This window comes from Pedobacter alpinus, from assembly GCF_042684645.1.
In the GTDB taxonomy this organism is placed as follows: Bacteria; Bacteroidota; Bacteroidia; order Sphingobacteriales; family Sphingobacteriaceae; genus Pseudopedobacter; species Pseudopedobacter alpinus.
Genome location: NZ_JBHULV010000050.1, coordinates 70,184 through 83,974 on the forward strand (window position 1 = coordinate 70,184; position 13,791 = coordinate 83,974).

The 13,791-nt window shown below is 34.0% G+C and carries 12 protein-coding genes; 5 read left to right on the forward strand and 7 right to left on the reverse strand.

Annotated elements, in window-relative coordinates; genetic code table 11:
* The first annotated feature begins 126 nt into the window (after positions 1-126).
* Entirely contained in the window at positions 127-2,685 is a 2,559-nt protein-coding gene (locus tag ACFSSE_RS14815) for a M14 metallopeptidase family protein (RefSeq protein WP_379048046.1), read from the forward strand.
* A 35-nt stretch (positions 2,686-2,720) separates the two neighbouring features.
* Here ACFSSE_RS14815 and ACFSSE_RS14820 read toward each other — a convergent pair whose 3' ends face one another.
* The 3 genes from ACFSSE_RS14820 to ACFSSE_RS14830 all read right to left on the reverse strand — a co-directional run bounded on the left by ACFSSE_RS14820 (position 2,721) and on the right by ACFSSE_RS14830 (position 5,274).
* On the reverse strand, positions 2,721-3,296 hold the full coding sequence (locus tag ACFSSE_RS14820) for an HPP family protein (RefSeq protein ID WP_379048048.1): 576 nt from the start codon (positions 3,294-3,296) through the stop codon (positions 2,721-2,723).
* Positions 3,280-4,986, reverse strand: a complete 1,707-nt coding sequence (locus ACFSSE_RS14825; RefSeq protein WP_379048051.1) for a sodium:solute symporter — start codon at positions 4,984-4,986, stop codon at positions 3,280-3,282. The genes ACFSSE_RS14820 and ACFSSE_RS14825 overlap by 17 nt, the downstream gene beginning before the upstream one ends.
* A gap of 108 nt (positions 4,987-5,094) precedes the next feature.
* The gene (locus ACFSSE_RS14830; RefSeq protein WP_379048054.1) at positions 5,095-5,274 is read right to left on the reverse strand and encodes a hypothetical protein; all 180 of its coding nucleotides are present in this window, start codon (positions 5,272-5,274) and stop codon (positions 5,095-5,097) included.
* 214 nt (positions 5,275-5,488) lie between these two features.
* On the opposite strand from ACFSSE_RS14830, the gene ACFSSE_RS14835 reads away from it, so the two are divergent.
* Both ACFSSE_RS14835 and ACFSSE_RS14840 read left to right on the forward strand, forming a co-directional pair.
* Positions 5,489-6,550 carry a hypothetical protein gene (locus ACFSSE_RS14835; protein ID WP_379048057.1) on the forward strand — a complete coding sequence of 354 codons (1,062 nt, stop codon included), beginning with the start codon at positions 5,489-5,491 and terminating at the stop codon, positions 6,548-6,550.
* 326 nt (positions 6,551-6,876) lie between these two features.
* The gene (locus ACFSSE_RS14840) at positions 6,877-7,986 is read left to right on the forward strand and encodes a DUF4407 domain-containing protein (RefSeq protein WP_379048060.1); all 1,110 of its coding nucleotides are present in this window, start codon (positions 6,877-6,879) and stop codon (positions 7,984-7,986) included.
* A gap of 210 nt (positions 7,987-8,196) precedes the next feature.
* Here ACFSSE_RS14840 and rnc read toward each other — a convergent pair whose 3' ends face one another.
* Genes rnc through ACFSSE_RS14855 form a run of 3 tightly spaced genes read right to left on the reverse strand, consistent with a single transcriptional unit; the run spans position 8,197 to position 10,492 of the window.
* Positions 8,197-8,925 (reverse strand): ribonuclease III, encoded by a 729-nt coding sequence (gene rnc, locus ACFSSE_RS14845; protein WP_379048063.1) that lies wholly within the window; start codon positions 8,923-8,925, stop codon positions 8,197-8,199.
* A 57-nt stretch (positions 8,926-8,982) separates the two neighbouring features.
* Positions 8,983-10,236: a beta-ketoacyl-ACP synthase II gene (gene fabF, locus ACFSSE_RS14850; RefSeq protein WP_379048066.1), complete on the reverse strand. Its 1,254-nt coding sequence runs from the start codon at positions 10,234-10,236 to the stop codon at positions 8,983-8,985.
* Between the two features lie 19 nt (positions 10,237-10,255).
* Positions 10,256-10,492 (reverse strand): acyl carrier protein, encoded by a 237-nt coding sequence (locus ACFSSE_RS14855; RefSeq protein WP_379048069.1) that lies wholly within the window; start codon positions 10,490-10,492, stop codon positions 10,256-10,258.
* Positions 10,493-10,636: 144 nt separating this feature from the next.
* Between ACFSSE_RS14855 and ACFSSE_RS14860 the strand changes: the two genes are divergently transcribed.
* Positions 10,637-11,053, forward strand: a complete 417-nt coding sequence (locus tag ACFSSE_RS14860) for an IPExxxVDY family protein (protein WP_379048072.1) — start codon at positions 10,637-10,639, stop codon at positions 11,051-11,053.
* Positions 11,054-11,147: 94 nt separating this feature from the next.
* Positions 11,148-12,578 carry a pyruvate kinase gene (pyk, locus tag ACFSSE_RS14865; RefSeq protein ID WP_379048075.1) on the forward strand — a complete coding sequence of 477 codons (1,431 nt, stop codon included), beginning with the start codon at positions 11,148-11,150 and terminating at the stop codon, positions 12,576-12,578.
* Between the two features lie 100 nt (positions 12,579-12,678).
* On the opposite strand, the gene ACFSSE_RS14870 is transcribed toward pyk, so the two are convergent.
* Positions 12,679-13,746, reverse strand: a complete 1,068-nt coding sequence (locus ACFSSE_RS14870; protein WP_379048077.1) for a branched-chain amino acid aminotransferase — start codon at positions 13,744-13,746, stop codon at positions 12,679-12,681.
* Between the last annotated feature and the right edge of the window lie 45 nt (positions 13,747-13,791).

Genomic DNA, 13,791 nt, shown 5'->3' on the forward strand with positions numbered 1-13,791 from the left:
ACATAAATTTATTTGAAGGAGTTAAACAATCAACACTGTAACAATTTTATAAATTAACCAACTACAAAAGCATCAATAAACAACCAAGCTAATATTTTTCTAAATTGGATTCATAAATTATTTAGGATGAAAAAACTTTACGTATTAATTTTCTCTGTTTTGATAACATTTGGGGTAAAAGCGCAAACTCCTTTATCGTATTATTTGCCTCAAAACCTTTCTTACAACCCAAATATTCCAAAACCAGAAGATGTAATTGGGTTTAACATTGGCGACCAGCATGTAAGTCATGACCAAGTGGTAATGTATATGAAAGAGTTGGCTCGCCTGTCTGATAGGATTACTTTGGTAGAATATGCAAAATCTTACGAAAACCGTAAATTATTATTGCTAACCATTACCAGTCCAGATAATCAAAAAAATATTGAACAAATAAAAGCACAACACGTTGCCTTATCAGACCCTAATCAATCTGCAAATTTAACTACGGCAAATATGCCAATTGTGGTATGGCAAGGTTTTTCTGTACACGGTAACGAGCCAAGTGGCGTAAACGCAGCAATGGTTGTTGCTTATTATTTAGCAGCGGCACAAGGGGCAGAAATTGATGCTTTATTAAAAAACACTGTGATACTTTTTGACCCTGCAATTAACCCAGATGGTATTCAGCGTTTTTCTACTTGGGTAAATGCCAACAAAAGCACAACTTTGGTAACTGATGCCAACTCCAGAGAATTTAGCGAACCATGGCCAAATAGCCGTACAAACCATTACTGGTTTGATTTAAATAGAGACTGGTTGCCGCTACAGCACAATGAATCTAAAGGAAGATTAGCAGCTTTTCATACTTGGAAACCTAATATTTTAACAGACCACCATGAACAGGGAACCAATGCAACATTCTTTTTTCAGCCTGGCGTACCTTCACGTACCAATGTTTTAACTCCAAAAATAAACCAAGAATTAACTGCTAAAATTGGAGAATATCATGCGAAAGCATTGGATGAAATAGCTTCTTTATACTTTACCAAAGAAAACTACGACGACTTTTACTATGGAAAAGGAAGCACTTATCCAGATATTAATGGTGCAATTGGTATTTTATTTGAACAAGCAAGTTCTCGTGGGCATGCACAAGAAAGTATAAATGGTGTATTAAAATTCCCTTTTACTGTAAAAAATCAAGTTACAACTGCGTTTTCTACCTTAAAGGCGGCACAGGGTATGCGTGTAGAATTACTTGATTTTCAAAAAAGTTTTTATAAAAACGCAACCAATTTAGCTAAAGCGGATGCTGTTAAAGGATATATTTTTGGATCTGCAGATAATAAATCTGTTAGCTATCATTTATTAGATATTTTAAAAAGACACCAAATAAAGGTTTACCAATTAGCTAAAAACGCAAATGTAGCTGGTAAAACCTTTGAAGATAAAACAGCTTATGTAGTACCTGCAGACCAAGCACAATACAGTACTATAAAAGCCATTTTTGCTAAACAAACTCAGTTTCAAGACAGCTTATTTTATGATATATCTGCATGGACTTTCCCTTTAGCTTTTAATATCAAATATGCCGAATTAAGCAGTACAACAGGTTTGTTAGGTGCTGAGTTAGGTGAAGTAAAATTTCCAGAAGGACAATTGTTAGGTGCAAAAAGTAACTATGCTTATATTTTTGAATGGAACGAGTTTTATGCTCCAAAGATTTTGAATGAGCTTTTAAAACAAGGGTTATACGCAAAGGTAGCTTCAAAACCATTTAGTATCCCGGTTAATGGAAAAATAAAACAATTTGAAGACGGTACCATTATGATTCCCGTAGGTGGACAACCTTTGTTGGCTGATGAACTTTTTACCTTAATAACCTCCTTAGCTAAAGAAACCGGAATAGATGTTTTGCCAGTAAACACAGGTATTACAGAGGGTATTAACTTAGGTAGTGGTAATTTTAAAAACATTAAACAACCTAAAACTTTATTGGTTACAGGTGCAGGCGTTAATGCTAACGATGCCGGTGAGGTTTGGCATTTATTAGACCAACGTTTTAATATGCCACCAGTTTTGGTAGAACAAGCTGATATTAACAGCATCAGCTTAGATAAATACAATGTGATTGTGATGAGTGACGGCCGTTACAACACCATTAACCAAAGCGGAATTGACGAGATTAAAAGATTTTTGAGAAACGGAGGAACTTTAATTGCAATGGGCGATGCCAATAGATGGACATCCGCAAATGGTTTAACCAACATAAAGTACAAAACTGTGAAAAGTAAAGATTCTACTGCTTTTAGAAATTATGATACGCAACAAGAAGTAGCGAGGGCACAATACATTCCGGGTGCTATTTTTAACTGCCGAGTAGATAAAACACACCCAATTGCTTACGGAATTAGCACTACCGAAATTCCGGTTTTTAGAGAAGGGACAGGAATGTTTGAAAAACCAAGCAACCCTTTTGCTGCTCCTTTAACTTATACCAATAAACCATTATTAGCAGGTTATATTTCGCCAGCAAATGAAAATGTTTTGAAAGGCTCTGCAGCTATTATTTGTTCAAGTTATGGCAGGGGGCAAGTAGTTTCTTTTTCTGACAACCCAAATTTTAGAGCCTTTTGGTTTGGTACAAGCAAACTTTTTATGAATGCAATTTTCTTTGGACAAACTATTAGTGGTGGTAATTAAGATTTAGAAAAGCAAATAGAAAGTGTATATAACGCTTAACTTCTTTTAAAATACCGTGAAAATCTACTTCCGTTTGGGTATTTTCTGTTTGGGGTTATATTGTTAAACACCAATGCAGTAATTAACAATATAAGTGAACCAGTTAATACCGGAGATAGAACATATAAGTAGCCTAATAGCTTAATTTTTTCTGAACCGATGACGGCAATTAAAGCCGTTGCACCACCTGGTGGATGCAATGTTTTGGTATATTGCATTAGCACAATAGAAAAAGCAACAGCCAAAGGCGCAGTTAGGTAAATAATATCTGGAATAAAGTATGCAACGGTAACGCCAACCAAAGCAGAAACTAAATGCCCGCCCACTAAATTACGAGGCTGTGCTAACGGACTTTCAATATTACCGTAAATTAAAACGCTGGATGCCCCAAAAGAGCCTATTAAAAATATATTTTCTTCTTTTGTTAAAAACAGGGTTTGAAGGTAAGCAATTAAACCTATGCCAATAAATGCACCTATAAAAGACCAAAACTTTTCCCTATAATCAACCATGGTCTCTTTATAGATAATGTATTTTGATACTCTGAAAGTTCTTTTAATCTTGTTTTTCAATTTTAATATTTTCTGTTGGTTTAAAAATAGCTTGTAATAAAAATCCAATTACAATTACTAAAACACAGCCAAATAGGTTAAGCCATAAGTACGCCATCCAATCATATTTATAAGCTATAAAAACTAATATTTCTGTAGCTATAGCAGCATAAAATACAGCTTTAGCGCCAATGGCTTTAAAGTAAAATGCTACTAAAAATATGCCTAAAATGGTTCCGTAAAATAATGAACCCAAGATATTAACGGCTTCTAATAAATTACCCAATTTACTGGCAAATAATGCCATGCCCACACTAATTACACCCCAAAACAAAGTAGTTAACTTGCTAATATTTAGGTATTTTAAATCTGTACCCGTTTTGTTAATTAAGCGTTTGTAAATATCTACAGATGTTGTTGACGCCAAAGAATTTAATGCGCTAGCTGTAGAGCCCATTGATGCCATACAGACAATAGCAATTAACAACCCTATTAAGCCTTTTGGTAAGTATTTGGTAACAAAACTTAAAAAGATATAATTGGTGTCATCCAAATCGGCATCTTTATCATTTTTCTTCATTACAGCCAAAGCATCCGCTCTTTTTTGCTTTAGGTTTTCATTCGCATTTTTAACAGCTGTACTTGCTTCGGTAATTCCTTGTTCATTGTTTAATGCGTTTTCAAGAGCAATTACTTTTAAATTCTTATCGGCGAAAGCCAAATCAAAATCTTGCGCTCTATCTTTAAATTCGGCAGCGTAACTGGAGTTTTCTATTTTGTTAAGCTCATAAGTATTAAAAAAAACAGGTGGTTTTTGGTATTGATAAAATGTAAAAACTAAAACACCAATTAGTAAAATTAAAAACTGCATTGGTATTTTAAGCATGGCATTCATCAATAAACCCATACGGCTTTGCCCTACAGAACTTCCCGTTAAATAGCGCCCAACCTGTGATTGATCTGTACCAAAATAAGAAAGTTGAAGAAATAAACCACCAATAATCCCTGTCCAAACGGTGTAACGGTTATTTAAATCAAACTTCCAATCTATCACATTCATTTTATCCATTTTACCAGCAATGGCTAATGCTTTGGTAAAGCCAACGCTATCTGGCAAAAGTTTCACCACCATAAATCCAGCTAAAAACATCCCACAAAAAATAATGCTCATTTGTAGCATTTGGGTATAAGAAACTGCTTTTGTGCCACCATATACAGTGTAAAGTATCACTACACTGCCAATAAAAAGTGTTGTATAAGTGCTATTAATATCTAAAATGGTTGATAATATTATGGAGGGAGCATAAATGGTAATGCCAGTAGATAAGCCTCGTTGTATTAAAAATAAAAAGGCGGTAAATGCCCTGGTTTTCAAATCAAAACGTTGTTCTAAAAACTCGTAAGCGGTATAAACTCTGAGTTTATGATATATGGGCACAAAGGTAACGCACAAAATAATCATGGCTAAGGGCAAGCCAAAGTAAAACTGTACAAAGCGCATTCCGTCTGAATATGCCAGGCCAGGGGCAGATAAAAAGGTGATTGCACTGGCTTGGGTAGCCATTACAGATAGCCCAACATGGTACCAAGGTAAAGATCTGTCTCCTAAAAGATAAGAATCTATGTTTTTGCTTCCTCTACTTTTGTAAATTCCGTAAACTACGATAAACAATATGGTGCAGGTTAATACAACCCAGTCTATCCAACTCATGAAAAATAATTTGTAATGAGGTTAAATATAAAAACAAGAAAAACCAGCCAACATACCACAAGTATGTAAAACTGGTTCCAGTTTTTTATAAAAGGAGGAAGCTCTTGCTTAGGCTTGATGCTCACGGCTTTTGTTAATCAAGAACTGAAACAGCCCGCCAGTTAACACACCTAAAATTGCACCAGTAATGATATGCCCTTCAACAGCCCAACCGCTTAAAACACCACAAACTAAGCCTATAACATAGTATAGCCAGTTGTACTTTTGATAGTCAAATTTTTCTTCCATCGTTTTAATTGTTTATTTCCAAATTTAAGAGATTATGTTTTAAGATGAAAGTTAATTCAGATAAGAAATCAAATTTGTAGGTAAAGCTTGATTAAGCCTATTTGTGTTGCAAGTTTTTTGATAAACTATTTTAAAAATCAGTAAAAATGGGTATTTGTAAGCTGTTATTAGGTTTTATTTTTACAGTATACCACAATCAAAAAAAACGCGAATTATGAAAATTAGAAAATTAATAATGATTGCAATTGCAACTGCCTTTGTTTCATCAATTCAAGCTCAGAGTTTGAGCGAGTTCAAACCTAATGATATGTCATTTGGTGTAAAAAAAGCAAAGAATGCCAAGAAAATCTATATCTCTGATTTCTCTGTTAACTATCAAATTTACAACGAAAAGCAAAAGTTTAAGCAAGGAGGATCTACCTTAGGTGGCGGAATGAGAGGTGATGCAATGGCAGAAGCTTCTGTAGGTTTAGAAGGTTTAACAGAAAAAGATGTGCAACAAATAACAGATAAATTGTATAATGATTACGTTTCGAAAATTAAAGCATCTGGATTACAAATATTAACAGCAGAAGATGCTGCAAAAACAGAAACATATAGTGAATATGAAATAATTGATGGCGGTAAAGTAAGTTTAGCGCAGCTACCGGGTACAATGGCTACCGCTCCAACTGGTTATAAATATTTTGTAAAAAAAGTAGCTAAATCTGGGAAAGAAAAATCTGGAGGATTTATGGGGAATAGCCAATTTTTATTCCCTAAACTGTCTAAAGAGTTAGATGATGCAATAATTTCTAAAGTAGATATTACCGTATTATTTGTAGAAGATAAAAATGCATTTCAAGGGAATGGAGTTAATATTAAAATTAAAACTAACTTACGTTTGGCTGCAAATGAAGGAATTATTATGACTGATGACAGCAAATCATTAGTGAAATTTAAAGGTCAGAATACAGTTGATATTGTAAATAGCGAAGTTAGTTTTTACCATGGTAAAATGGGTTTATCATCAACAACTAGTTATGTAGGTAGTTTAAGTAAACCGCTTTATATACAAGGTGTGATAGCTGATGAAAAGATACAAAGTTTTGCTACAGGAGGACTTTCGCAAGGTGTATCAACCATGTATGGCACTTACTTTTCCGTAAGAGACAACAAATCTACTACAACCAAAGTGATTCCGGTTGAACCTAAAAAGTTTAATGATGGAGTTTATATGGCAGCAAGTAAATTCATTGATTTTCACATGTCTGCTTTCTTAAATGATCTGAAATAGAATTTCAAAATCACTTAATAAAAAGCCGAATCCTAGCAGATTCGGTTTTTTTATTGCATAAAAAAGCGGCTGCAACCAAAGTTGCAACCGCACCACAAACAATTGCATTTACAGCAATAATCTTTTATTTCTTGGCCTAAAAATATAGCTTAATTCCCAAAGTTATATACCCAAAACCACGTAGATTTTTATAAACATCAAAATTGATTACAGTAGATATGAACTTGAAATAAATTACGTTCTTTGTTGATAGAATACAATTGCTCTAATTAAGTGCTTAATTAAAAATTAGAACTTGTATTTACAATAATTACCATAAATATAATATGAAAAAAATAACCGATTTTTTTTGGTTTTGCTCTGGCGCACACATAACAACTTTAAAAAACCACCCTACAGAACATAATAAATATGTAGGTATTGGTGCAACCATATTTTTCACTGCATTATTTGCATGTTTATCTGGCGGGTATGCCATGTACTTTGTTTTTTCTGGTAGCACAGCCGCGGGTTTTTTCGCCATCTTTTTTGGATTAATTTGGGGTTTAGCCATTTTTAATATGGATAGGTACATTGTTGCCAGCATCAAAAAAACGGGTAGCACCAACCACCAAGTATTACAAGCTTTGCCACGTATTTTGCTAGCCATTATGATAGGTATTGTAATCTCAAGACCATTAGAGCTCAAAATTTTTGATAAGGAGATAAGGCAAAAATTAAAAACAAGCTACCTAAACGGACAACGTTCAAAAATTGATACCTTAAATAAAGCTTTTACCAATAAGTATAACTTAGAACTAGCAAAGTCTTTAGATTTAAAGACAGAGAAAGATTCTTTAGAAAAAGACATCAACCGTTCTCGCTATATTTTAAATCAAGAAGTTTTTGGTGATAAAACCAACCAAACCAGCGGAGTTACTGGCTACGGCACTTACGCTAAACAAAAGGAAGCTGTGGTAACACAAAAACAACAGCGTTTAGAGCAAGTACGTTCAGAACTTTCTCAGATAGAGAAAATAATTAATACCCGTAAAGAAATTGAAGGTTTAAATAGTACCAAATTATTTAACGAAAAACAATTGGATAGCCTATCTAATATAGCCGGTTTTGCCGATAGAAATTATGCTTTGGGTCAGCTATCTTTTAACCCAGATGGCACCCGTGATGTAGATACTTATTTAGCAATTTCTTTTATCTCTTTTCTGTTTATCCTATTAGAGTGCCTACCTGTTTTTGTGAAGCTGATGAGTGATAGAGGCCCCTACGATGTTGCATTGCAACACACCGAAGAAGTTGCGGTTTATAAAAGTGAAAAAGAAAAAGAACACTTGTTTAGCGTTACAGACAATGTACATGATACCCGCAACCAGGAAGAAAGTGAAAAAGGCAAAATACTTGTGAAAAGAAAGGTGAAAAAAGACTTAGAAGAAAGTTAGTTTTTGAAAAATAAGGTTAGCTTTTCATAGGTTAATGCAGTCTGGTTTTCCGCTATAGTTTTTGCGCAATTCGCTCAAATTCCTACGCAACCAAAAAGCTGCCGCTGCCCCCCAGTTTAGGTATTTTGGCAGCTGCAAAGCACTTTGGTTTTTAACCTTAACTGTCCTGCAATTAATTTAAACCGAAGCAATTAAATAATTAGATCTATACTATATGCCCAATTGCTCGCAGGTTTTCTCTGCTGCAAATTTTTCTGCATTCTTTTTACTGTAATCTGTACCACTTGCCATTGCCTCACCGTCAATAGTAACTTGTACTGTAAAAAGCTTAGCGCTATCGCCATCAGGGTTGGCCATAGGTTCAAAAGAAATATCTTTTGAATGGCGTTGGCACCATTCAATTAATTTACTTTTAAAATTTGTTTCTGTGAGTTCTAATGTGTGAATATCAATGTGGGGTTTAATAATTCTTTCTGCTAAAAAATCTTTGGTAAAGTTATAGCCTTTATCAAGGTAAATTGCGCCAATTAAAGCTTCAAAAGCATCGCCTAATAAAGAACTTTGCTTTGAACTTACGTTAACCGTTTTAGCATCAAACTCAACTAGTTCTTGAAAACCTAACTTTCTACCTAATTGATTAAGGTTTGCCCTACGCACTATTTTAGAGCGCATTTCTGTTAAAAAGCCTTCTTCTTTGTAAGGGTATAATTTAAAAAGAACTTCTGCAACTACAGAACCTAATACTGCATCTCCTAAAAACTCTAACCTTTCGTTACTACTTTTAGCACCATTCTTTAAAACCAACGCCATAGACCTATGCCTAAAAGCCATTTTGTATAAAGATAAATTACCAGGCACAAAGCCCAATAAATTTTTTAGTGCCTTTACGTACTTACGATCTGGTGAAAGATGAAGCTTATAAATTCTTGATAGAGGCATTCAAATAATTAATCGCTATGGTACAAATTTGAATGTAAGACAAGCAAAATGCAGCTATTACTCTTCAAACTTTTTAAATATTACAGAAGCATTATGTCCGCCAAAACCAAAAGTATTTGAAAGGGCGTATTTAATTTCTCTTTTTTGAGCCTTATTAAACGTTAAGTTCAATTTAGGATCAATTGCAGGGTCGTCTGTAAAGTGATTAATAGTTGGTGGAATTATTCCATTTTGTAAAGCTAAAATACAAGCAATAGACTCAATTGCACCAGCAGCACCTAATAAATGGCCTGTCATAGATTTTGTTGAGCTTATGTTTACTTTATAAGCATGTTCGCCAAATAAATTAACAATTGCTGTTGTCTCGCTAATGTCTCCTAATGGGGTAGAAGTACCATGAACATTAATGTAGTCAATGTCGGTAGTTTTTAAACCTGCATCTTCTAATGCAGATTGCATTACTAATTTAGCACCCAAACCTTCTGGGTGTGGCGCAGTAATATGGTTAGCATCGGCACTCATGCCTCCACCTACTATTTCTGCATAAATTTTTGCTCCACGAGCTTTTGCGTGTTCTAATTCTTCTAAAATAATTGTTCCGGCACCTTCACCAGCTACAAAGCCATCTCTGTCTTTGTCAAATGGGCGTGATGCAGTTTGTGGATCATCATTTCTTGTAGATAGCGCATGCATTGCGTTAAAGCCGCCAATTCCGGCTTCATTTAAAATAGCCTCAGAACCACCAGATACAATCATATCTGCTCTACCTAATCTAATGTAAGTAAAAGCATCAATTAATGCATTTGTTGATGAAGCACAAGCAGATACACAAGAAAAATTAGGTCCTCGTAAACCATACTTCATAGAAATATGACCTGGCGCAATGTCAATTATCATTTTAGGAATAAAAAATGGGTTTAACCTAGGCGTTCCATCGCCTTTGGCAAACTCCATAATTTCATCTAAAAATGTTTTCAATCCGCCAATACCAGAACCCCAAATCACACCAATTCTATTGGTGTTTAATTTTTCAAAGTCTAAGCCTGCATCTTTTACTGCTTCCGCAGTAGCAACTAAAGCATATTGAACAAATGGGTCTATTTTTCGAGCTTCTTTTTTCTCTAAATAATCCTCAGCAACAAAGTTTTTCACTTCACATGCAAACTTCGTTTTGAATTTTTCAGTATCAAAACGGGTCATAAGAGCAGCACCGCTTACTCCATTTACTAATCCATCCCAGTATTCTGGAACGGTTTTACCAATGGGAGTAAGCGCCCCTAATCCTGTAACAACAACTCTTTTAAGCTCCATTTATTCAATTAAGCAATAATTACTTTACATTTTTTTCCAAGTAAGCGATAGCTTGACCAACAGTGCTGATGTTTTCTGCTTGATCATCTGGGATAGCCACGTTAAATTCTTTCTCAAATTCCATGATCAATTCAACGGTGTCTAATGAGTCAGCACCTAAATCGTTAGTGAAAGAAGCCTCTGGTGTTACTTCACCTTCGTCTACACCTAGTTTTTCAACGATAATTGCTTTTACTCTTGAAGCGATATCAGACATAATACTTATAATTAAGGGTTAAAAATTCTGTGCAAAGAAAAATAAATTCTTTCAAATATCAAACCTTTTTGTTTTTGCTTTAAATTTGCGGCTCAATATTTTACTTAAACTGGTTTATAAACACCGAAATTAACCTTTATTATTTTGAATAAAAAATTATTAGAGTTAGAATTCGATTTTGACTTCAAATTGATTGCAATAACGTCTCCATTGAAGGATTACAGGCTATGTTTTGTGATTAATAAATTTACAGAAACCGACTTTAGAAAAGATGAAGACCTAGAAATTGAACTTAAAAACAAGCCTAAAAATTATTTTTCAAGATATTTATATTTTCCTGAAAATACCGAGTGTGAATTCAATTTTATAGCTAATAAAGGTTTAGATGGATATTTAATACCCGAAATGAAGGAGGTTGATTTTTTTATCATAATAAAAGAATTTATTGATGAAGAAGACTTTGATCTTTTTATATCACAATTAAAGAAAATTAAAGAAATACAGGCTGTTGTAGAAATAAATCCTAAAATCATAAAATCTAAAGATAATTTACTTTTTTAATTGCAATTTGAGTTAGTGTGAAAAATACACTACTTTTGGTAGTTAATGAATTAGAAATATCCAATATCTCTAGAACTAAAGAATTAAAAAATATATGAAAATTGTTCAAAAAAAAACCAAGATTGTTGCAACTCTTGGTCCTGCATCATCAAACAAAGACGTTTTATTATCAATGATTAAGGCTGGTGTAGATGTTTGCCGTTTAAATTTTTCTCATGGTAAAGCAGAAGATCATCAAGAAGCAATTAATACCATTAGAGAAATTAATAGAAAATATAAAACCAACGTTGGTATTCTTGCCGATTTACAAGGCCCTAAAATTAGAATTGGCTTGGTAAAAGACGGTGGTGTTAATTTAATTAATGGCGCACAAGTTAAAATAACTACAAAAGAATGTATTGGTGACGATAACCAAATTTACATTACTTACGAAACTTTTCCACAAGATGTTAAAGCTGGTGAGGTAATTTTATTAGATGATGGAAAATTGCAGTTAAAAGTAATTGAAACCAACAGAAAAGATACTGTAATTTGTGAGGTTGTACATGGTGGAGTTTTAACTAGCCGTAAAGGTGTAAATTTACCAAATACAAAGGTTTCTATCCCATCTTTAACAGAAGAAGACTTAATTAATTTAGATTTTGCTTTAGCAAATGATATTGAATGGATTGGTTTATCTTTTGTGCGTACTGCCGAAGATATTATTGATTTAAAGCGTATCATTAGTCGTAGCGGAAAAACTTCTAGAGTTATTGCTAAAATTGAAAAACCAGAAGCAATTGATAATATTGATGCAATTATTGAGGTTACAGATGGCGTAATGGTTGCCCGTGGAGATTTAGGTGTTGAAATGCCTTTAGAAGAAGTACCAGTTTTACAGAAAATGATTGCTCATAAATGTAATAAGGCTTCTAAACCTGTAATTGTTGCTACTCAAATGTTAGAGAGTATGATTACCACTCCACGCCCAACTAGAGCAGAGGTTAATGATGTTGCAAACTCAGTTTTAGATGGTGCGGATGCTGTAATGTTAAGTGGCGAAACTTCTGTTGGTGAGTTTCCGTTAATAGTAATTGAAACCATGAGCAAAATTGTACGCCATGTTGAAGATACTTCTTACCCTTACTATAAAGCGAAAGAATTTGATGAAACTTCTGCAACTTATATGACGGATGCTGTATGTAGTTCTGCAGTGTTTCTAGCAGAAAAAACTAACGCAGCAGGTATTGTAGCTATGACGTCTTCTGGTTACACAGCTTTCCAAATTTGTGCTCACAGACCAAAAGCCGGAACTTTCATTTTTACATCTAATAATAATTTATTAAACACTTTGAGTTTATTGTGGGGTGTAAAAGGCTTTTACTACGATAAATTTGAAAGTACTGACCAAACTATTAGCGAGGTAAATAAAATTTTGAAAGCTGAAAAAATTATCGAATCTGGCGATATTATTATCAATACAGCAGCTATTCCTATTGAGAAAAAAGGAAAAACTAACATGATTAAAGTAAGTATTGTTGAGTAATTTTTGAAGCTTAAAACAAAAAATAATCCTTAAAAAAAAGGTCTCGAAATTTAATTTCGAGACCTTTTTTTGTGTTGTAAATAATTATAAATGGACTATTTTAAATCATCAGATTCCAACCTTTAACATCCTCCACTCTTCCGTATTTAATATCATCTAATGTTTTACGCATCGTGTTTGCAAAAACACTTTCAGCAGGATTTGGTAAGGTATAGGTTTTTCCTTCGTGTACAAGCTCTGAAACTTGAGCTATAGTAGCAGCAGTGCCAGCGCCAAATATATCGGTACAAGTACCATTATCTACTGCGGTTACAATTTCTGAAACAGAAACTCTACGTTCTTCCACTTCAATACCTGCATCTTTTGCTAATTGCAAAATACTTCCTCTGGTTACACCGTTTAAAATAGTGTCTCTAGTTAACGGAGTAATTAATTTTCCATTAATTACAAACATTACGTTTGCAGCACCCATTTCTTCTACATATTCGTGGGTTTTGGCATCTGTCCAAATTAATTGATCAAAACCTTGTTCTGCTGCTTTTTTAGCAGGCAATAAAGAACCTGCATAATTACCAGCAGCTTTTGCATAACCAAAACCACCTTCAGCAGCTCTTGTATATTCGGTTTCTATTTTTACTCTTAAATTTTTAGAAAAATATGGACCGGTTGGCCCTAACAACACCATAAACTTATAAGTTGTTGATGGTGCTACACCCAAATAAGGATCGGTAGCAAACATAAATGGGCGAATGTATAAGGTGTAATCTTTTTTACTGGGTACCCAAGCCCTGTCAACATCAACCAGTGCTGCAATGCTTTGTATAAAAAGTTCTGTAGGTAGCTCTGGCATACATAAACGCTCCGCAGATTTATTAAACCTTTTTGCGTTTTGATCTGGCCGGAAAACAGAAATTTTACTATCGTCATGCTTATAAGCTTTTAAGCCTTCAAAAAAAGCTTGTCCGTAATGTAAAGCAGATATAGCCGGACTTAAACCAATTTCTCCGAAAGGTAAAATTTCAAAATCTTTCCACTCGCCATCTGCATAAGTTGCGGTAAGCATGTGGTCAGAAAATGTTTTTCCGAAAGGAAGATTATCAAAATCTACAGTTGATAGTTTTGATGTGGTGGCTTTTGTTACCTTGATAGCTAATGTATCCGTTGTCATTTTGTTTTTTATAGCACAGCTAAAAATTTTGCTGTATGTTTAATT